The sequence below is a fragment of the Bacillus salitolerans genome (assembly GCF_042680805.1).
GTDB classification, from domain to species: domain Bacteria; phylum Bacillota; class Bacilli; order Bacillales; family SA4; genus Bacillus_CJ; species Bacillus_CJ salitolerans.
On the sequence record NZ_JBHUEM010000052.1, the window covers coordinates 214,156 to 233,960 of the forward strand.

General features: G+C 36.4%; 19 protein-coding genes. 15 read left to right on the forward strand and 4 right to left on the reverse strand.

Going from position 1 to position 19,805, the window contains the following annotated elements; genetic code table 11:
* The first annotated feature begins 332 nt into the window (after window positions 1-332).
* From ACFSCX_RS21545 to ACFSCX_RS21570, 6 genes are all read left to right on the forward strand, one after another.
* Window positions 333-1,184: a Cof-type HAD-IIB family hydrolase gene (locus tag ACFSCX_RS21545; protein WP_377930321.1), complete on the forward strand. Its 852-nt coding sequence runs from the start codon at window positions 333-335 to the stop codon at window positions 1,182-1,184.
* A 515-nt stretch (window positions 1,185-1,699) separates the two neighbouring features.
* Window positions 1,700-3,202 carry a spore germination protein gene (locus ACFSCX_RS21550; RefSeq protein ID WP_377930322.1) on the forward strand — a complete coding sequence of 501 codons (1,503 nt, stop codon included), beginning with the start codon at window positions 1,700-1,702 and terminating at the stop codon, window positions 3,200-3,202.
* Between the two features lie 10 nt (window positions 3,203-3,212).
* Window positions 3,213-4,295 (forward strand): GerAB/ArcD/ProY family transporter, encoded by a 1,083-nt coding sequence (locus ACFSCX_RS21555; protein WP_377930323.1) that lies wholly within the window; start codon window positions 3,213-3,215, stop codon window positions 4,293-4,295.
* Window positions 4,288-5,391 carry a Ger(x)C family spore germination protein gene (locus ACFSCX_RS21560; RefSeq protein WP_377930324.1) on the forward strand — a complete coding sequence of 368 codons (1,104 nt, stop codon included), beginning with the start codon at window positions 4,288-4,290 and terminating at the stop codon, window positions 5,389-5,391. The genes ACFSCX_RS21555 and ACFSCX_RS21560 overlap by 8 nt, the downstream gene beginning before the upstream one ends.
* A gap of 87 nt (window positions 5,392-5,478) precedes the next feature.
* Entirely contained in the window at window positions 5,479-6,993 is a 1,515-nt protein-coding gene (locus tag ACFSCX_RS21565) for a coproporphyrinogen III oxidase (RefSeq protein WP_377930325.1), read from the forward strand.
* A gap of 128 nt (window positions 6,994-7,121) precedes the next feature.
* On the forward strand, window positions 7,122-7,889 hold the full coding sequence (locus ACFSCX_RS21570) for an enoyl-CoA hydratase (RefSeq protein ID WP_377930326.1): 768 nt from the start codon (window positions 7,122-7,124) through the stop codon (window positions 7,887-7,889).
* Window positions 7,890-7,947: 58 nt separating this feature from the next.
* On the opposite strand, the gene ACFSCX_RS21575 is transcribed toward ACFSCX_RS21570, so the two are convergent.
* Window positions 7,948-8,133, reverse strand: coding sequence for a YhzD family protein (locus ACFSCX_RS21575; RefSeq protein ID WP_377930327.1), 186 nt, complete (start codon window positions 8,131-8,133; stop codon window positions 7,948-7,950).
* Between the two features lie 165 nt (window positions 8,134-8,298).
* On the opposite strand from ACFSCX_RS21575, the gene ACFSCX_RS21580 reads away from it, so the two are divergent.
* The 6 genes from ACFSCX_RS21580 (at window position 8,299) to ACFSCX_RS21605 (ending at window position 16,359) form a co-directional block, all read left to right on the forward strand.
* The gene (locus ACFSCX_RS21580; RefSeq protein WP_377930328.1) at window positions 8,299-9,201 is read left to right on the forward strand and encodes an ABC transporter ATP-binding protein; all 903 of its coding nucleotides are present in this window, start codon (window positions 8,299-8,301) and stop codon (window positions 9,199-9,201) included.
* Complete coding sequence (locus ACFSCX_RS21585) at window positions 9,194-10,444, forward strand: ABC transporter permease (protein WP_377930329.1); 1,251 nt, start codon at window positions 9,194-9,196, stop codon at window positions 10,442-10,444. Before ACFSCX_RS21580 ends, ACFSCX_RS21585 begins: the two co-directional genes overlap by 8 nt.
* A gap of 374 nt (window positions 10,445-10,818) precedes the next feature.
* Window positions 10,819-12,045, forward strand: a complete 1,227-nt coding sequence (locus ACFSCX_RS21590) for a metallophosphoesterase family protein (protein ID WP_377930330.1) — start codon at window positions 10,819-10,821, stop codon at window positions 12,043-12,045.
* A gap of 11 nt (window positions 12,046-12,056) precedes the next feature.
* A complete protein-coding gene (locus ACFSCX_RS21595) occupies window positions 12,057-15,068 on the forward strand; it encodes an ATP-binding protein (RefSeq protein ID WP_377930331.1) in 3,012 nt (1,003 codons plus the stop codon).
* Window positions 15,069-15,130: 62 nt separating this feature from the next.
* Window positions 15,131-16,075: a 3'-5' exoribonuclease YhaM gene (gene yhaM, locus ACFSCX_RS21600; RefSeq protein ID WP_377930332.1), complete on the forward strand. Its 945-nt coding sequence runs from the start codon at window positions 15,131-15,133 to the stop codon at window positions 16,073-16,075.
* A 77-nt stretch (window positions 16,076-16,152) separates the two neighbouring features.
* Window positions 16,153-16,359 carry a sporulation YhaL family protein gene (locus tag ACFSCX_RS21605; RefSeq protein ID WP_377930333.1) on the forward strand — a complete coding sequence of 69 codons (207 nt, stop codon included), beginning with the start codon at window positions 16,153-16,155 and terminating at the stop codon, window positions 16,357-16,359.
* 98 nt (window positions 16,360-16,457) lie between these two features.
* Here the strand turns inward: ACFSCX_RS21605 and ACFSCX_RS21610 are convergent, their stop codons facing one another.
* Window positions 16,458-17,327 (reverse strand): peptidylprolyl isomerase, encoded by an 870-nt coding sequence (locus tag ACFSCX_RS21610; protein WP_377930334.1) that lies wholly within the window; start codon window positions 17,325-17,327, stop codon window positions 16,458-16,460.
* 358 nt (window positions 17,328-17,685) lie between these two features.
* Between ACFSCX_RS21610 and ACFSCX_RS21615 the strand changes: the two genes are divergently transcribed.
* On the forward strand, window positions 17,686-17,775 hold the full coding sequence (locus ACFSCX_RS21615; RefSeq protein ID WP_377930335.1) for a YjcZ family sporulation protein: 90 nt from the start codon (window positions 17,686-17,688) through the stop codon (window positions 17,773-17,775).
* 87 nt (window positions 17,776-17,862) lie between these two features.
* Complete coding sequence (locus ACFSCX_RS21620) at window positions 17,863-17,946, forward strand: YjcZ family sporulation protein (protein ID WP_377930393.1); 84 nt, start codon at window positions 17,863-17,865, stop codon at window positions 17,944-17,946.
* Window positions 17,947-18,263: 317 nt separating this feature from the next.
* Here the strand turns inward: ACFSCX_RS21620 and ACFSCX_RS21625 are convergent, their stop codons facing one another.
* The gene (locus ACFSCX_RS21625; protein ID WP_377930336.1) at window positions 18,264-18,443 is read right to left on the reverse strand and encodes a hypothetical protein; all 180 of its coding nucleotides are present in this window, start codon (window positions 18,441-18,443) and stop codon (window positions 18,264-18,266) included.
* 113 nt (window positions 18,444-18,556) lie between these two features.
* On the opposite strand from ACFSCX_RS21625, the gene ACFSCX_RS21630 reads away from it, so the two are divergent.
* Window positions 18,557-19,147, forward strand: a complete 591-nt coding sequence (locus ACFSCX_RS21630) for a YpmS family protein (RefSeq protein ID WP_377930337.1) — start codon at window positions 18,557-18,559, stop codon at window positions 19,145-19,147.
* A gap of 86 nt (window positions 19,148-19,233) precedes the next feature.
* Here the strand turns inward: ACFSCX_RS21630 and ACFSCX_RS21635 are convergent, their stop codons facing one another.
* A complete protein-coding gene (locus ACFSCX_RS21635) occupies window positions 19,234-19,773 on the reverse strand; it encodes a DUF3267 domain-containing protein (protein WP_377930338.1) in 540 nt (179 codons plus the stop codon).
* Between the last annotated feature and the right edge of the window lie 32 nt (window positions 19,774-19,805).

Consider the following 19,805-nt stretch of genomic DNA (forward strand, 5'->3'; position numbering starts at 1 on the left):
TCTTATACAATGATACGGAAATCCAGCTCCAGCGCCCAGCCAAGATGAAATAGCGATGATCTTTGCCATTTTATCTTACTCGAGGGAAAAGAAACATCACTTTTTCCTTGGTCAAATAACCTGTCATGAATAAAAGGGAAAACTACCCTTTTGTCATGACAGAACTTTGGCTCTCCCTTAGGCTAAACGGGGCTTTTGCGCCTTTTGTTCTTTCCGAGATTACCTACTAACACTCTATAGGTAAGTTTTTATTTGACGTTTTACACTGTTCTATTCCCGTCCTGTTTATCATAATTTTAGGATAAAGGACAGCATGAAAGGGAGGGTCTACAATGTTTTATAGATTACTCGCACTCAACGTGGATGGAACATTACTTCGTTCAAACGGACGAATTCAAAAAGGAGTAAAAGAAGCAATTGATTATGTAAAGCAAAGAGGTGTCTATACGACGCTTGTGACAAACCGAAATTTTCCCGCCGCGAAAAAAGTAGCAAAAGCCTTGAGAATGGAAGGAATTCTTGTGACCCATGGCGGTGGCTTTATAGCTTCATCTCTCGATCACCCTATTATTAATAAACGAATTTCTGAAGAAAGAACGTTTAATCTTGTTCAAGTGTTGGAAAATTTTAATTGCAATATCAGGGTTTTACATGAACGATATTCTCTAGGCAACCGCGTACATCTTCAAAATAATCTTGTTGCCAGAGCTGTTATTGTTTCAGGCGATCCACTATTTTACCCCATGCAATTTGTTGAATCTCTAGGTGACACATTGCGAGATTATCCAATTTCTACCCCAAAGATTAATGTATATTTTTCTGATAAAGAAGAGATGGAAAGAGCAAGAAACACGATTGCACATTCGTTTGAAGAAATTGACGTATATTCAGACGATGACCTGCAGTTAGATATTGTTCCTAAAGGAGTATCAAAAGAAACTGGTCTTGAGTTACTTGGGAAATACTTAGGAGTCGAGTACCATGAGATGGTAGTTATCGGTGACTCCTACAGCGATTTAAAAATGATTGAACGAGCTGGTCTTGGTGTCGCAATGGGTAATGCACCGACAGAGGTGAAAAGAGCAGCGAACTGGGTCACGAGGTCTAATGATCAAAACGGAGTTACCTACATGGTCATGTCTCATTTCCGAAAACAACTATCTATAACCAATTCAGATAAATAATAACCGACAGGTACCTGGTACCTGTCGGTTATTTTCGATTCTCAAAGTAAGCTATAATCGAGCAATTAAATAATATTGACCTCGTTATATAGCTTTAAGTTCAAGATTTCCCTTCAAATCGGTCATAATCATAGGCAAGTTGTACAGAGCTTTTTGTAAAATTCATCAGTTCTAGAGAATGAACAAGGCTCATTTTTAGCGATTGTGCCAATTGATTTGGAAGACCAACCTTTCGATAAATTGGTGACCTCTTCAACGAGTCTCGTTTCGCTAGGCGATAAATAATCCCTTACAACGATCGCATAATCCCTTAAAATAGGGTCCTTACTGTTGTTTATCCCCCACTTAAACTCTTCTAAAGTTTTGTAGTGGTGGTCATAGCGCCATAAGAGCAGGGTAAAAAAAATCACAATGAAGGAGGGGCATAAAATGAAACCTTAGGAAAATCATAATACATGCATAAAATACCAATACTAGTAAAAAAATGTAAGTAAAAATGAATGGGGCGGAAGCGGATGCGTCATTATCGCAATCGCTATTACAAAGAGTGGGAAAAGCTAAGCGGCAAGAGCGAACAAACGAATGCGACTGAGTTAAGTGAAGAAATAGCACCAGCAGAGGTTAAAACACAAGTCGTTCCTCAATCGCTCATCACTCAATTTAAGAAAAGATTTCAAAACGTTGAGGATCTCTCCAATACGACTTTTCAGCATATTCAATTGGATATGTACTATTTTGAATATCTAGTAACGAAAGAAATTCTCCAGGATCGGTTAAAAGAATTTCGTCATGTAACAAAGGAGGAAATTGACCAATATTTAAGAGAATCATCTTTTAAAGAATTGCCAACCTTTAATGAAATTGAGTACTCCATTTTTCAAGGAAATGCCATTTTATTTTATCAGGAACAAGTCTATGAGCTACCAGTGAAGGATGGAGAGTCAAGGGCGGTTGCCCCATCAGAAACGGAGACGGCAATCGTTGGCCCGCATGATGCGTTTGTGGAGTCGGTGGAGACAAATCTATCGCTTATCCGAAAACGAATGAATACGACAAATTTAAAGTCGATCAAATTAGAAGTGGGTACTACAGCGAAAAGAACGGTCTTCCTACTTTACGTAGAGGACCTCGTTTCAAAAGAGGATATAGACTATATTACAAAACAAATAAAGAGTGTCCAAAATGATGGGATTGTCGATATGAACATGCTTGTTCAACTCATTGATGAGCATCCCCACTCACCATTTCCACAATACTACATAACTGAACGGCCTGATGTGTCCGTGTATAAGCTTTTTGATGGTAAGATTGTGGGGCTGTTGCAGAGTAGTCCACATGCATTTTGTACGCCAGCAAGTTTTTTTGATTTTCTTGAATCAATCGATGATTTTGGACAAAGATGGCTAATAGGTACCTCTATCAAAATTTTGCGCTATATTGCGATCCTGATTACACTTTTCTTTACACCTATATATGTGTCTGTTACAACATTTCATTATGAAATGATTCCGCAACCTTTGTTACCTACATTGCTTGAATCAAGAAGTAAAGTGCCTTTTCCACCAATTATCGAGGCATTATTTTTAGAATTTTTATTAGAGATGCTAAGGGAAGCGGGGGCTAGATTGCCAACCAAAATTGGTCAAACGATCGGGATAGTAGGGGGAATTGTCGTTGGACAGGCCGCCGTTGAAGCGGGGATTACTAGTAATATATTGATCATTGTTGTAGCAGCTTCTGCTATAGCATCATTTGTTGTACCGAACTATTTAATGAGTGCTTCCATTCGTATTGTCCGTTTTGCCTTTATTTTCTTAGCTGGTTTTTGGGGCAATATTGGAATCATATTTGGTTTTGGTCTACTAGTCGTCCATCTTACTAGCATAACAAATCTCCGTTTTCCGTATCTACTTCCTGTGTCACCTATGTATAAAAGGTTTTGGAAGTATTCGATTTTTAGAGGTCCACTTAGAAAAAAGAAGATGAAGAAACAACGTCAAATGTCTGATGTAAAGTGAGGGTGGTTTTTTGAAAGAACGTCTACATCCTTTTCAGATTGCAATCCTTATTTACATGATTCAGTCGGGGGTAATCCTCTTTTCATTACCTCGTCTAGCAATTGAAGCGTTTGGAACAAATGGTTGGGTTGGAATCATTATCATATGGCTATTGTCAACTATTAATATTGTCTTAATTTGGTTCGTGTTTAAATATGGAAAAGACCAATCGATCTTTGAGATTCTTACACCTATACACAAACTTATCAAGGTGCCTATTTTCCTATTTTTATTTTTTGTCTGGACAAGTTTAGGATCCATGGTAATGGTGAAATTTATGTTTATTACAAAAATGTTATTTTTCCCAGATTTACCGATAGGAATTTTATCCGTGATGGCACTTATCATTTGTTTCATCTTATTAAATGGTGGGATATATCATATTTGTAAAACGGTGGTTGTTTTATTCTTTTTTACAATATGGACAACCTTTCTATTAGGTTTTCATCTACAGGAATTTAGCTTCACTCGACTAACCCCGTTCTTTTTTCAAGGCGACAAGGAATTGATTAAAGGCGGAATTGAGGTATATTCCGCGTTTTTGGGCTATGAACTATCACTTTTATTTCTTCATATTTTAGAAAAAAGGAAGTTAACGGCTCTAATCGTAGGTAATAGCATCACTTTGTTTATTTATTTTGGAGTGACGTTTATTAGTTTTGGGTTCTTTAGCATAGAACAGCTAAGACAAGAAATGTATCCGCTTGTCTCTTTACTTGAATATATTAAAATTCCTGTGTTAGAGAGAGTTGAAAATTTAATTTTTACCTTATTTGGATTAAAAGTACTCATTACGGTTGTCATGTACTTATGGGGGGCGAAGGAAGTGATAGAGCAAATTATCCCAAAAGTTAAATCAGTTTTTATCGTAGTAGGTATCATTACGATCAGCTTTGCTATGTCCTTGTACCCTAAGATCATGAGAGAGGTTGATACACTGATTGAATATTTATCGTACATGGCAATCGGAATTGCTTTTGGACTACCGATTTTGTTAGTAACGATTATAGTATCAAGAAAATTACTAAAGAAGGATCAATCAGCAAATGGTTAAAAAGCATGGATTGACTTTGATGGTGCTTTTATTCCTTACTGGATGTGCGGAGACCAAAATTATTGATGATCTTGCTCTCATTAACGGTGTTGCCTATGATAAGTCGGATGATGATGAAAAGCCTTTACAGGCCACCGTAACGTTTCCGCTTATTACTAGGGATGGAAAGTACGATCGAAAAACATTAACGGTCAACTCTATCTCTAGTAAATCCTCTAGGGGTGAGTTAGATTATTTGACTGACCTACAGCTTGAGAGTGGTCAAGTTCGTATAGCACTTTTTGGAGAGGAATTAGCAAAGGAAGGGATCATTAACATACTTGATACATTAAACCGAGACCCAAGCATCGGATCTAGAGTCATGCTTGGTGTTGGTAAGGGGAAAGCTGGAGATTTACTCAAGGTTGAGATTGAAACTGAAGGTCAAAATGCCACTTATCTCGAACGATTTGTGGAAAGGCTACATAAAATAAGCAACGAAATTCACTTTGATATTTTCCATTTTAACCGAGATTATTTTGATGATGGAATCGACCCGATATTACCTGTATTTAATACAAAGAAGCATTCAATTGTATATGAAGGTATTGGGGTGTTTCATAAAGATCGCTTTATTCAAGTCCTGAATTCAGAACAATCGACGATCCTCCAATTCCTTAAAGAGAGAATTAATCGAGGTACACTCAACCTAAAGCTTGGTGAAACAGATGGTCAGCTAGATGTAATCATGCTCACGTATATAGAGACTTCACATAAAGTGGATATCACATCGACTGCTCCAGAAAGGAAAGCAGCGACAATTTCAATTACCATCAATGGAAGCGTGCTAGAGTACACGGGGAAAGAAGACTTGTCTGACCCCGAAATTCAGAAGGTGATGGAGAAGCGTATTAGTGAGGATTTAACGAAGAGAAGTGATGATTTAATTAACCTTCTCCAAGAACACCAAACCGATTCAATTGGGATTGGACGTTTTGTTCGGAATAAGATGACCTATAAAGATTGGAAGGCATTAGATTGGCATAAAGAATTTGCCAACATGGATATTCAAGTTAAGGCGGAGGTGAAAATAAATAACATTGGAAAATGGAAATAAGGAGTATGAAAAAAATGATATTTATTTGACCCTAACCGAATCCTTCAGTACACTTAAAGGAGTTTTTAAGTAGAAAGGTGATATCCCTTGCGTATTCAACTTAATGGAATTGATGATGAACGTTTTTATAGACCACTTACGCATATTGTTGAATTGTTCTTTGAGGAAAGCGATATGTATTTTGAATCAGTAGAATCTCCAGAACTAACAATTACCATCGATATTCAAACCGATGAACATCAAGTTCGTACGAAGGCAAGTGGTGTAACTGAAACAGGTGGGTATCATGAGTCTAGCTTTCATGAACACTTCACTCCACATATGACAGATAAGGAAACATTCAAACTCATAAAACGCTCCGTATCGTATGTTCTTTTGACAATACTGGAGGATGTAACAGGTGTCGTTCAAAAATGGGGAATCCTAACGGGGATAAGACCAACAAAGCTTCTTCACAAAAAACTACAAGAAGGTAAAACGAAGGAACAGGCTCATGCAGAACTAAGGGAAGATTATAAAATTCATGATGAAAAAATTGACCTGATGCAAACCATTGTCGAAAGACAGCTTCAAGTCATTCCTGATTTGTATCAGTTGAATAAAGAAATCAGTATATATATCGGTATTCCATTTTGCCCAACTAAATGTGCGTACTGTACATTTCCCGCGTATGCAATTAATAATAAATATGGGCAAGTTGACTCTTTTCTAGGTGGTTTGCACTATGAAATGAGGGAAATGGGTAGATGGCTGAAGGATAACAACATAAAGATAACGACAATCTATTATGGTGGAGGAACGCCGACAAGCATCACAGCGGAAGAAATGGACTTATTGTATGAGGAAATGTATGAATCTTTTCCGGATGTAAGTAACATTCGAGAAATCACCGTGGAAGCAGGACGCCCTGATACGATTACGAAAGAAAAATTAGAAGTACTCAATAAATGGAATATTGATCGAATCAGTATTAATCCGCAGTCTTATATACAAGAAACACTAAAGGCAATTGGTCGTCATCACACAGTAGAAGAAACGATTGAAAAATATAAGCTCGCTCGTTCAATGGGGATGACGAATATTAATATGGATCTTATAATTGGATTGCCAGGTGAAGGAACGAAGGAGTTCCAGTATACGTTAGACGAGACCAAAAAATTAATGCCTGAGTCGTTAACCGTTCATACTCTTTCATTCAAACGTGCTTCTGAAATGACGAAGAATAAAGAAAAATATAAAGTGGCAGGGCGAGATGAAATTATGGAAATGATGGACCTCGCAACAAATTGGACGGCGACCCATGGCTATGTCCCATATTATTTATACCGACAAAAGAATATTCTAGGTAATCTTGAAAATGTCGGCTACTCGATACCTGGTCAGGAAAGTCTTTATAACATTATGATTATGGAAGAACAGCAAACTATTCTAGGTTTAGGTTGCGGTGCGTCAAGTAAATTTGTCCATCCTGAAACTGGAAAAATTACACGTTTTGCTAACCCGAAAGATCCGAAATCCTACAATGATGGCTATGAAAAGTATACGAAAGATAAAATATCGTTACTTGAAGATTTGTTTGGATCGTTAAAATCACATAATTAAAGTAAAAGCCCCAATTGATATCCAATCAATTGGGGCCTTTCGATTACATGGGATTTTTCTTTGTTTATAGAGGTTTTCCCATTTAAGAATCGAATTGGTATGTATAGAAGATAAGGAGGATCAACCTAATGTCAAATACCATATTACTTGAACAGAAAGACGGGATTATTTATCTTACCTTAAATCGTCCAGATGCCTATAACTCGCTGCATGTACCCATGTTAGAGGAATTGTTAGAAAACCTTAAGCAAGTAACAGAAATGAACGAGCATATTGTTGTTTTAAAAGGGAGTGGTAAAGGCTTCTCAGCAGGTGGGGATATTAAATCGATGCTAGGGACTTTTGATACACCATTTGAAAGCATCATGCAGGTAATTGGCGATGTTGTAACCACATTATATGCGATGAATAAATTAACAATTTGTGCGATACATGGAGCTGCCGCTGGTTTAGGCTTAAGCATTGGACTAGGATGCGATCATGTGATTGCAGACAAACATGCAAAGATCGCCATGAATTTTATTGGAATCGGATTAGTTCCTGACGGAGGTGGGCATTTCTTCTTAAAAAATCGACTTGGAGATATGAAAGCAAAGTCCATCATTTGGGAAGGAAAGACCTTCACAGCAGCTGAAGCATTTCAAATAGGACTTATCGATGACATATCAGAAAATCTAGAAGAAGCTGTGTCACAAAAAACAGCAGAATGGTTAGAAAAACCAGTTCTATCGATGCTTGCAACAAAGAATATCTTTGTGCAGCAATCGATAGAGGCTTTAAAGGATACGCTAAAATTGGAAACCTTCCATCAAGCAGAAATGAGAAAAACACTTGATCATCAAGAAGGTATCAAAGCGTTTATAGAAAAGAGACGACCTGTTTTTACCGGGAATTAATAGGAAAAGAGAAAACGAAGCAATCGCGTCGATAGATTTATAGCGATTGCTTCGTTTTTTATCGATGAAATAAAATTAATTTTCCACTAGCATTTACACATCTGTGGGTGTGTTCTTCAAATCCTTTTTCAGTTAAGATTTGTTCACCTTTTGTTTTTGCTTCGGCTTCAGATGAAGCTTCAAAATTTTCATCCACTAATTTATTTCCACTTTTATCAAAAACTGTTAAAGTAAAAATAGGCATAATTTCCCTCCTGAGTTCTCTTTGATCGTTCCTTGGATCCTGTTTTCTGAAAGTAAATATTATATTTAGATAAATTATTTCAATAAAAAAACTAATTTCCCTGCTTTTTTTGAATCTTTTTTACGAAACAATCGTATGTAAGAAAGGAATGGAGGACTGATTAAAATGGCATTAAAATTAGAAAATGTGACAAAAAGGTTTGGATCGTTTGTTGCCGTTGATGATTTATCAATTGAAATACCCGAAAAAGAGATGTTTGGGTTTTTAGGTGCAAACGGTGCTGGGAAGACCACTACCTTTCGAATGATCCTAGGACTCATAGACCCATCCCAAGGGAAGATTAGTTGGAAAGACAAACCAATTAACTATGAGACAAGTAATATCGTTGGGTATCTTCCCGAGGAGCGCGGTTTATATCCTAAGATGAAGGTGAAGGATCAGCTTGTATATTTAGGTCGTTTAAGGGGAATGGATAAACAAACGATTATTAAAGAAGTAGCGTACTGGTTAGAGCGTTTTAATGTTCCAGAATATGAGAATAAAAAAGTTGAAGAATTATCAAAGGGAAATCAACAAAAAATTCAATTCATCGCATCGGTTATACATAGACCAAAACTTTTAATCTTAGATGAACCCTTTAGTGGACTAGATCCTGTCAATGTCGAGCAATTAAAAAGTGCGGTTATAGATTTGAAAAATAACGGAACTTCAATTGTATTTTCAAGTCACCGTATGGAGCATGTGGAGGAGCTTTGTGAGCATTTATGTATTATGCACCGCGGAAAGCCCGTTGTACACGGATCACTTAAAGAGATTAAACGTTCATTTGGTAGAAAAAATGTTTCGATTGAAGCTGATTTTGATCTAAGCTTCCTGCATGAATTGCAGGGTGTTCGTAAGGTGACAGAAAGAAGCAATGGTATCACACTCCAAATTGGGGACGAATCGATTTCAGAGCGTATCTTTGAACAGCTACATGGCAAAGGGTTTGTTCGAAAGTTCGAGCTAGAGGAACCATCTCTAAATGATATCTTTATTGAAAAGGTAGGTGCTTCTTACCATGAGTAAATTTTGGATTATTCTATTTCATACGTATTTAAACAAATTAAAGTCTAAATCGTTTATCATTACGACAGCTATTACGTTACTAATTGTTGTTGCTTTAACAAACATTGAAAATATTATTGCTGTATTTGATAAAGATGAAGAAACAAAGATTCTCGTGATGGATGAAACAGATGAGTTATACTTACCATTCGAGCAGCAGGTTAATGCGATGGATGATCAGATTACGGTCATACCTTTTGATGGAACGTTGGACGAGGCAGAAGCGAGTATTATAGATGGTGAATATGATGGTGTTCTAACCATTTCTTATAATGAAGAAGAACTGCCAAGCGGCTCATTCAAAGCGATGTCGATTACGAACTCAAACGCAACGTCAACGCTAGAGATGGCAATGCAACAATTAAAGGTAACAATGGCAACAGCAAAGATGGGCTTAAGCTCTGAACAAATTCAGCAGTTGTACGAGCAAGTAGAATTTGAAAAAGTCGCTTTAGAAGAAAATGCGAAAACAGAAGAAGAGCTAGATTCAGCACGTGGATTAGTGTATATCTTACTATTCATGATTTATATTGCGGTTTTAATGTATGCAAGCATGATTGCGATGGAAGTAGCAACAGAAAAGTCTTCACGCGTGATGGAAATCTTAATTTCAAGTGTATCACCTGTTAAGCAAATGTTTGGAAAGATATTGGGTGTCGCATTATTAAGTATCACCCAGTTTGCGTTAATTTTACTGGTTGGCTACCAATCGTTAAAACGTAATATGGAAAATATGGAAGGTGGATTTACTGAATACCTAGGCTTTGGCAACATTCCAACCTCCACCATTATTTATGCGATTATTTTCTTCTTGCTAGGGTACTTCTTATTTGCAACCTTAGCAGCTGTTTTAGGTTCATTGGTTAGCCGAATTGAAGATGTTCAGCAAATGATTACTCCGATGACATTATTAGTCGTTGCGGCGTTTATGATTGCCATGTTTGGTCTAAGTAATCCAGAGAATACATTTATTACAATTACTTCATACATTCCATTCTTTACGCCAATGATCATGTTCCTGAGAGTAGGTATGCTAAACATTCCAACATGGGAAATTCTACTAGGTATTGGCTTGTTAGTAGGAACAATCATTTTACTCGCTGTGCTTGGAGCACGTATTTATAAAGGAGGAGTCTTACTATACGGTAAATCTTCTTCCTTTAAAGATATAAAGAGTGCCCTTCAATTAACGAAGAAGGGATAATAGGTTGCCGCGTTCAGTGGGTAACAATTGATTTTATCATGAAGTCCGCTCCTATTAAGGAGCGGTTTTGTTATTTACCACCACGTTTGAACGATCTTTTAAGCGAGTATTTGGATGTACTCCTCTATAATTTAGATTGAGAGTATAGAATTATAGTAAAAATCCTATTCTATTTATAGAATAGGATTTTCTTGCTACTAAATTAGAATAATAATATTTTTTAACGAGGATCATCGAAATAATACTAATTCGAATGTTTTTAAAAAAAGGTCGTATTGAACGCTTGAAGAAGCCAAGTTTTTCTAATGGGAACGTGCATTCGCATTAGAACGATGGTAAAATAGGATTGATAGAATAGAGGAAGGTGAAGGAACATGTTAACACGAGTAACATTCCTACATGTGGCAGACTTACATTTAGATAGCCCATTTCTTGGCTTAAAGTACTTACCACCGAAGATGGTGGAGAGGATTCAAGAAAGTACATTTACTTCTTTTAAAAACATAATTAATATTGCGATAGAGCAAAAGGTTGATTTTATTATTGTAGCGGGCGACTTATTTGATTCTGAACAAAGAAGCTTAAAGGCTCAACTTCGGTTTAGAGATGAAATGGTTCGCCTTCATAAGGTTGGAATTCAGGCTTTTATCACCCATGGAAATCATGATCATTTAAACGGAGGCTGGATTAGCTTAGATTGGCCTTCGAATGTCCACTTTTTTGGAGAGTCTGTTGAGATGAAACAATATCGTCGAGAAAATCAAGGGCTTGTCCATTTATATGGTTTTAGCTATAAGGATCGGTCAGTCACCGAAAACATGACTCCGTACTACAAAAAGATAAGTGGGAGTAAGTTTCACATCGGAATCCTTCATGGTTCCATATTCGGTAACGAAGAGCATTCAACCTATGCTCCGTTTACGGTTCATGAATTGCTGGAAAAGGAATTTGATTATTGGGCACTAGGACATATTCATAAGCGGCAAGTTCTCTCAGAACAGCCACCTATTATTTATCCTGGCAATATTCAAGGGCGTCATCGAAAAGAAATCGGAAGAAAAGGGTGTTATTTCGTAGAACTAAGTGAACTAGGAACAACATATTCGTTTATGGAGACTGGTGAAGTGATTTGGAACAATATTGTTGTTTCTATTGATTCGATAACATCCTTTGATGAGTTGGTTCATGCATGCATAGCACTGCTAGAAGATCACCGCTCAAAAAAAGGAACACTTTTTCATCTACAGTTGATTGGAAGCGGAGAACTTTCTTCCAGTCTCCAAGATGAGACGGTGATAAAAGAGCTAATTGATATCCTTCATACACCCGAAGAAGACCGCGATGATTTTGTATGGATCAGTTCAGTTGAGAATAAGACGGTCCTTCCTACAAATCGCGAGCAATTAATCAAGGAAATGAATTTCTTAGGTGATTTGCTTCAAATCATCGAGAGTTATGATCAGGTAGATCAAACCATTGCTCCCTTGTACAGGCATAGGAATGTGAGAAAACACTTAACTGTTTTAACTAAAGAGGAGCGGCAATCACTGATAGCTGATGCTGAAGCGTTTTTATTACAAGAACTTCTAAATACTAAATAGGAGGTGAAAGATTGATAATCACGAAGTTGAAAATTTATGGATATGGAAAAATCATAGACAAAGAGATTTCAATCAATGACCGGCAATTACAGATTTTCTATGGTGAAAATGAGGCAGGTAAATCCACACTAATGTCATTTATTCATAGTATTCTATTTGGATTTCCTTCAAAACTTCAGAATGTGAATCGGTACGAACCAAAAATTGGTTTTAAATACGGAGGCAGTATGACCATTCAAACGGAACCTCATGGCGAAGTGGTGGTTGAAAGAGTGGCTGGAAAATCAATTGGAGATGTAAAGGTATATTTAAGTGATGGCTCGATTCATAAGGAGGAAAAGCTAAGTGAAATTCTTCATGGTATGGATCTGAAAATGTATTCTTCCATTTTTGCATTTTCCTTACATGGACTGCAAGAAATGAATGCCATCAAATCTGAGGACTTAAATGAATACTTATTTTCATCTAGTATTCTAGGTAACAATCGAATCCATGAAATCGAAAAGAAGATTGCAAAAGACATGGAACAGCTGTTCAAGCCTTCTGGAAAAAAACCAGAAATCAATCAAAACATCGATGAGCTAGATGAGCTTAGTCAACAGTTACAACAAGCGAAGGGACAATTGCATGACTATCAAACGATCCTTCTGGAAGAAATCAAGACAAAAGAAACCCAAGAAGAAGTAGCCGCTGAATATCAAGAACTGATAAAGAAGCTAGAACTATTACAAATAGCAGAACAATATGTTCCTGCGAAAGCTGAGCTCAATCGGGTTATCAATAAGCTGGAAACACTAGGTGATCAGTCATCTTTCCCCATTGATGGTGTTCATCGTCTTGAACAATTGAATTCTCATATTATGCCTATTGAAGCCAAAATAAACGCCCTCAGTGAGAAAGTAAAGGATATGAACGAAAAGCTAGCTGATTTTCATATTCATCAGTTAGTTTTAGAAGCTGAAAATGAAATAAAATCTCTCGTTCAAAAACAATCGATTCAACAATATCATCATGAACAACAAGCAACGCTTCACAATGCACGAAAAAATAAGCAAGAACAAATTGAATCAATCAAGAATTCTTATGGTCTCAAGCTAGACCGAAATGAACTCGTAACATTAGAACTAACCCATTTTCTAAAAGAAAATATGAGAATAGATCTACAAGAATATGAAAGTTTGAAACTCCAAAAGAGAGCGCTGGATGCAAAGCAAGAAACTCTAACAGAAGAATTGCAATTGTTACAAGCAACAATCAAGCAATATGAAGCCCAAACTTTGAGTGCAGAAAAACGAGCTTCCTTACAAAAAGACGTTCAGACATACATTGGAAATTCAGAGGATAAAGAAAAACTAAAAGAGCGACATACAGCTGTAAAAACTCAAGTTCATGAACTGAGGGTAAAAGAAAAAAAGGGGAAACAGGTTGTATGGTGGTTTTTATTACCTTTAGCCATTCTTTCAATTATTTTTGCTGCTTGGGAATGGTATAACGAGCGGCTCGTAATCGCTGTTAGTGCTTGTATAGTCAGTTTATTGATAGGGATTGGAACGAAAATTTTTTACGGTTTCATTACGCAGTCGTATTTACCGATACTGATTGAAGAAGAGAAGGAACTTGCGGCTATTTTAGCTAAGGAGCAAAGCCTTTCTCATGATACGAATCACAATACCCTCTTTGAAGCTCAAAGCTTGCTAGCGAAGGATGATCAAATTAGCCAATTCGTACAAAAGGAAAAGATAAAGCTTTATCAGCTTGAACAAGAGTATGAACGAACGATTGTCCAATTTGAAAAGTGGGAACCATCTTGGCGAGAAGTCTGTGAAGCATTAGATACTCACCAATCATTGATGAAAATCCCAGCTGGCTATGCCTATGAGACAATGTTGGAGATGTTTGATCAGTTAAAGCTTCTTCAATCTTTATGTATAGAGGTAGAAAACATCGAAAAGGAGCTCTGTCTATGTAAAGATGAAGCAGAGCAATATCAACTAGCTTTAAATCGTTTACTATCAAAATTACAAATCCATGAAATGACATCGTCTCAATTACAAGAAGTGTTAGAAGCAGAAAAAGAAAAAGCTAGACAGAGATATTTATTAGAAAGTAAAAAAAACGATGTTACGAGTCAAATTGACCAGCTTATCCAGGAGAGAGAATATTATCTAAAGGAACGAGAGGAACTATTCCGATTAGCAGGCGTCGAACATGAAGAAGCTTTCAGGGAAAAGGGAAGGAAGCACGTTTTATTTAGTCATTTACAAACAGAAGAGATGGACTTAAAAGAGAGAATAAACTACATCCTTAAGGGAAATACAACTATCGAACATGAGCTCTCACTTTTACAAGACGTGCAGGATATCGAACAACAAATGTACAAATATAAAGAAAGGATTCAACATCTTTTGGAAAATGAGAGAGACTTACAAAAAAGACAAGCTGAGTTACATGTACGGAAACAACAGCTTGAAGAAAAAGGAATATACTCCTCTCTCTTACAGAAGTACGAGTCAAAGCGGGCAGTATTGGAAGATCAGGCTAAAAAATGGTCAAAGCTAGCGATTGCAATGGACCTTTTAAATCAAACCAAAAATTATTACAGGCTTGTAAGGCTACCTGAAGTAATCAGTCAAGCAGAACAGTTTTTTAAGAAACTAACAAAACATCAGTATACCAAGCTTTTTGCACCAGAAGAGGAAAAAAGCTTTTTGGTGGAGCGAAGAGACGGATTAAGGTTTACACCAAATGAACTAAGCCAAGCCACTTCTGAACAGCTATATCTATCATTAAGACTAGCCTTAGCAAATACGTACAAATCACCAGTTAATTTTCCTTTACTAATCGACGATAGTTTCGTTAACTTTGATGAAGAGAGATTCACAATCACCTTACAAGTGCTAGAGGAGCTATCAAAAAAGAGACAAATCATCTTTTTTACATGTGACAGACAAGTATATAAAAAGATTCATACACAGCATATTTTCACAATGAAAGATAGCGACATTAGTTTCCTAAAGTCATAGAACCTTATTAATAGTATAATGTAGGTAACAAAGGCTCACTTAGATTGAATGGAGGGATAATAATGGTAAAAGGAATTACCCATTATGAAGTAGGAGAACAAGTTGATGTATATTTACTAGTTAAATCAAGTGTGAAAGGCGTAGCAAGTAACGGGAAGCCATTTTTATCCCTAGTACTCCAAGATCAAACAGGTGATATTGAGGCAAAGCTATGGGATTGTTCACCAGAAGATGAGGCCGATTATATGCCAGAAAAAATTGTAAAGGTCTTTGGAGATATTCAAAATTATCGTGGAAAAAACCAACTGAAAATCCGTAATATTCGATCAGTTAGTGATTTAGATAATGTAAGCATTTCTGATTTTTTAGAGGTGGCACCACTTGAGAAAGACGAAATGATGTCTAAAATAACGCAGTATATCTTTGAAATGAGAAATCCCAACATACAGCGGATAACAAGACATTTATTAAAGAAGCATCAGGCTGCATTCATACAATACCCAGCAGCTACGAAAAATCATCATGAATTTATCTCTGGACTAGCCTATCACGTTGTGTCTATGTTGGATTTAGCAAAGGCGATATCTTCATTATATCCTTCATTAGATAAAGATTTGTTATATTCTGGTGTCATTTTACATGATCTCGGAAAAGTTATGGAGTTATCTGGACCAATCTCAACAGTCTATACTACAGAAGGAAATTTACTCGGTCATATTACGATCATGGTGAACGAAATTGGAAAGGCTGCAGAAGAACTTGGCATACATGGTGAGGAAGTCATGATTCTTCAGCATATTGTACTCAGCCATCACGGAAAAGCTGAATGGGGAAGCCCGAAACCACCATTAATAAAAGAGGCTGAGATCCTTCACTATATAGATAATTTAGATGCTAAAATGAATATGTTAGACCGAGCCCTTGAAAGAGTAAAACCGGGTGAATTTTCAGATCGAGTTTTCGCACTTGATAATCGTGCCTTTTATAAGCCGACATTCCATAATTAAAAGTATTGGTCATAATTTTAACATTCCTCTCATATTTATTTGATAACGAAATGCTTGTCTTGAAAGGGGTTAAAATGATGATAACGATACCTTGGTGGATTTATTTAGTGGTTACAGGAATTGTGTTTAGTGGTGTAATGATGGTGAAAACGTCCAAAAGGGACCGCGAAATGCAACAATTTTATATTGAGCGCGAAGGCCAAGTATTCATGGAACGAATGAAATATGAAAAAGAAAAGCGACAGCAGCAAGACCAAGCAGAAGAAGTTACGATAGCCCAGTAAGTGAAGAAACCTACTATTCAACGGACGATTTATGCTAATGAATCAAAAAAAGAAACGCCTCTCTAAGACAGGCGTTTCTTTTTGGCATTCGAAGATTCTTATTCAGTTACTTCTGATTTCTTAAACATATCTTTCAAATCAGGATCTGTGACTTTAACATGAGCTGCTTCTAGTTCTTTCAGGACAAGATCTTCAACAGCTGTGAAGTCTACTTTGCTTCGGCGAAGCTCGGTTTCAATATCTTCTCTCATTTCTTCAAGAGGAGCTAATTCTTTCTTCTCAGTTAATTTGATGATATGATACCCGAATTGAGATTGTACAGGCTCACTAATCTCATTTATTTCTAACGCATAGGCTGCTTGCTCAAATTCTGGAACCATTTTCCCAGGACCAAAAAATCCTAGATCTCCACCACTAGCAGCGGAACCATCTGTCGAGTATTCCTTTGCTAAATCTTCAAAAGAAGCGCCTTCAGTTAGCTTCTGCTTTAACTCATTCGCAGTTGCTTCATCTTCCACTAATATATGGCTTGCTCTGATTTCTGGTTTTAATGATTTGTAATGTTCTTCGACTTCAGCCTCAGTCACTTCTATATCCTTCATCGCGACTTTTTCCTGAAGTAAGCCAACCTTCATCGTTTTAAGAAGCTGCTCCTCAGATTTAAAGCCGCTTTGTTGAATAACCATATCAAATTGTGGACCATATTGTTCTTTTAACTTATCAATTTCTACTTGTACCTCTTCGTCTTTCACTTCGTAATTCTCACTAAGTACTTTACTGTAAACTAACTCACGAAGTATTTGATCTCCATATCTTTCTTTCATGGCTTCATACAGTTCATCTTTTGTGATATTCCCAGCATCTGTTTCGACAATTACTTCAGCTGACGAGCCATCGTCATTGTTATTACAAGCTGCTAGAGCAATTACGCTTGCTGAGATGGTAAGAGCAAGGGCCAACTTCTTCATGATTTAACACTCCTATTATGTAAATAATTGTATTTGATGGTCTTGGGGTACATTTCCATTAACAGTATGTCCCAAAAAACCACATCCATAACTATACCATAATTTTCGTGATCGGTCATAAGGAAACAAGCAATTGGACCAAATGCCCTATTTTTTGGAGGGGTGTAAATAATTGATTGTTTTCAACTTATTTAAGATATCAACATTTCCTTTTCATATTTTTTTAATTTTTTTTCAAAACACGGGACATTCGTTTAGTCAAAGATTCGGTAATTTCTATAGTATATAGTAAACCTAATGAAAAACAGCAACTCTTTAGGTTATTAGATAGTAGAAAAAATTAAAGGAGGTATTATGAATGAGTCACGGATACACTGGTGGTTTCGCGTTAATTGTCGTGCTGTTCATTTTACTAATCATTGTGGGTTCTGCTTACGTGGGTTACTAAAAACTTAAAGGAACTTTAGATTAATGCCTATTCATGAAAAGGTTTATTTGCATAGAATATTTTAACCATTATAAGGAGGTGTTAATAATGGGTTCAGGATACGGTGCAGGTTTTGCGTTGATTGTAGTATTGTTTATCTTGTTAATCATTGTAGGTGCTGCTTGGTTATAAGCAAATAGCTTGAAGCAAAAAAAGTTAGGTAAGAAGGCAGAGTGTAAGCTCTGCCTTTTTTGGCGATAATAAAAAGTAGTGCGTGGACACTACTTTAACTATTCTCGGTTATCTCTATTATCGCGCTCTAACTGGCGCTAAGCCCCTTCAAAACTAAAGAAGGTTTGAAGAAGTTAAACGCTAGTAAGAGCCCAATTTTATAGAACACAGACTAAAATCGCCACATCTTTTGGCAACGTCTGTGTGACCCACATCGTGTGGGACTCATTAATCAATCAGTGGGGGATGAGGATAACTCCACCGATTGAAGTTTCACTTTATGTGAACAATACCTCTACATAGGAAGAGATAAGTAAAATCGTTATTAATATATTGATTGTCCGAAATACTTTGACTTGGCGTTCTTCAGGAATTTCTTTTTGTATACATAACGCGTTTGTCAGTTTGTTTATCGAAAACAAAATGAACACCGCAAGTGGTATATATATAACGATCATAATCAGCCCCTCCTTTTTATAGTATAAAATAAATATAATTAGAATGGAAACATGAAATTTTCATTGAATTAGCTATTCATTAAATCAATGTTGCAAAAGAGGTGTCATGACAAGTGAGGGAGAAACGGAACTTTTGGAAACGAGCATTTTTTTCATTATTAGCGTTTGTAATGATTGTCATGGCAATAGCGATTACGATTGTTGTTGCATCAATTACAACTGAGCCGGAAATCATTACGTATGAGAAGCAAAATCTAGCACCAGGACAATCATTTTTTACGTTAACTACAACAAAGGCATCCATAAATTCTTGGATTACAGACGAATTAGGAAAAAAACAACAAGAATTTAACAATATTCATTATGAAGTAGTGTTAGACGATTATATTTACTTAAAAGGTTGGCTACTTGTATTTAGCAGGGAAGTCCCTTTTCAAATGGTGTTTGAACCTTCTGTCAATGAGGACGGAGGACTAACCCTCTATGAAAAAGAAATTCGATTAGGAAAGCTTCAGCTGCCAGGAGAAATTGTATTAGGTCTCATCCAAGAACAAATGGAGTTCCCAGATTGGGTAACTGTCATACCCAATGAACATATCATCCATGTTAATGTTAAAGAAATTGGGCTAGAGAAAAACCTTCAACTATCTGTTAACCGATTTGATTTAAAAAATGATCAGCTAGAACTTGCGGTAAAAAGATAGAAGCATCCCCATCAGGATGCTTCTAGTTAGCTATCAGTAAACCTTTATCACCATCATTATCGAAAGTATAAGTTCATGGATTCGTATTAATACTTTTGTATTAATATATCATATCCACCATTGCTTTCTTCCATGTAACAACGCTTTGGTGCTTTCATAAATTGATAGCTATAGAGTAGGTCTGTGACACAAACTCCTAAATTAAGGGCTAATAAGATAGAGAAGTAATGAATGTAGCTTGGAAAAAACATAATTAAAATAATCAGTACCGTAGTAATCGTTAGTAAAGGTGACAATACCGAAAAAATAGCTGTTTGTTTTGATAGCAATTGACAGTGCTTTATCGTTATAATCGGTAAGAAACCTCTTCGCTTTAGTCTTACATGCACTTTCTTACCTAGCATCCTTAATACCGATATGTGTATAATTTGGTGGAGTGGATACAGAAGGAAAGCACTTACTAAAACATAAATTAACCCATTATCCTCTAATTGATTAGTAGAAAAAATAAATTGCAATAATAAAAAATTCACAATAAATGCTATGATAGCAGTAAGAAAAGAAAGAAAAAATAAACGATGGAACCCGTAATCCTTTGATAGATTAATGGTCTTCCAACAGTTCATCATAAATTCACCTCATGTTGATATAAAATATT

What these genes read in the sequence shown, in the direction of transcription:
- ACFSCX_RS21575 (WP_377930327.1), bottom strand. Translation starts at nt 8,133, where the DNA reads ATGCCTATTTTTACTTTAACAGTTTTTGATAAAAGTGGAAATAAATTA.
- ACFSCX_RS21585 (WP_377930329.1), top strand. Translation starts at nt 9,194, where the DNA reads ATGAGTAAATTTTGGATTATTCTATTTCATACGTATTTAAACAAATTA.
- ACFSCX_RS21615 (WP_377930335.1), top strand. Translation starts at nt 17,686, where the DNA reads ATGAGTCACGGATACACTGGTGGTTTCGCGTTAATTGTCGTGCTGTTC.
- ACFSCX_RS21545 (WP_377930321.1), top strand. Translation starts at nt 333, where the DNA reads ATGTTTTATAGATTACTCGCACTCAACGTGGATGGAACATTACTTCGT.
- yhaM (WP_377930332.1), top strand. Translation starts at nt 15,131, where the DNA reads ATGGTAAAAGGAATTACCCATTATGAAGTAGGAGAACAAGTTGATGTA.
- ACFSCX_RS21635 (WP_377930338.1), bottom strand. Translation starts at nt 19,773, where the DNA reads ATGAACTGTTGGAAGACCATTAATCTATCAAAGGATTACGGGTTCCAT.
- ACFSCX_RS21550 (WP_377930322.1), top strand. Translation starts at nt 1,700, where the DNA reads ATGCGTCATTATCGCAATCGCTATTACAAAGAGTGGGAAAAGCTAAGC.
- ACFSCX_RS21580 (WP_377930328.1), top strand. Translation starts at nt 8,299, where the DNA reads ATGGCATTAAAATTAGAAAATGTGACAAAAAGGTTTGGATCGTTTGTT.
- ACFSCX_RS21610 (WP_377930334.1), bottom strand. Translation starts at nt 17,327, where the DNA reads ATGAAGAAGTTGGCCCTTGCTCTTACCATCTCAGCAAGCGTAATTGCT.
- ACFSCX_RS21625 (WP_377930336.1), bottom strand. Translation starts at nt 18,443, where the DNA reads ATGATCGTTATATATATACCACTTGCGGTGTTCATTTTGTTTTCGATA.
- ACFSCX_RS21560 (WP_377930324.1), top strand. Translation starts at nt 4,288, where the DNA reads ATGGTTAAAAAGCATGGATTGACTTTGATGGTGCTTTTATTCCTTACT.
- ACFSCX_RS21590 (WP_377930330.1), top strand. Translation starts at nt 10,819, where the DNA reads ATGTTAACACGAGTAACATTCCTACATGTGGCAGACTTACATTTAGAT.
- ACFSCX_RS21605 (WP_377930333.1), top strand. Translation starts at nt 16,153, where the DNA reads ATGATAACGATACCTTGGTGGATTTATTTAGTGGTTACAGGAATTGTG.
- ACFSCX_RS21620 (WP_377930393.1), top strand. Translation starts at nt 17,863, where the DNA reads ATGGGTTCAGGATACGGTGCAGGTTTTGCGTTGATTGTAGTATTGTTT.
- ACFSCX_RS21570 (WP_377930326.1), top strand. Translation starts at nt 7,122, where the DNA reads ATGTCAAATACCATATTACTTGAACAGAAAGACGGGATTATTTATCTT.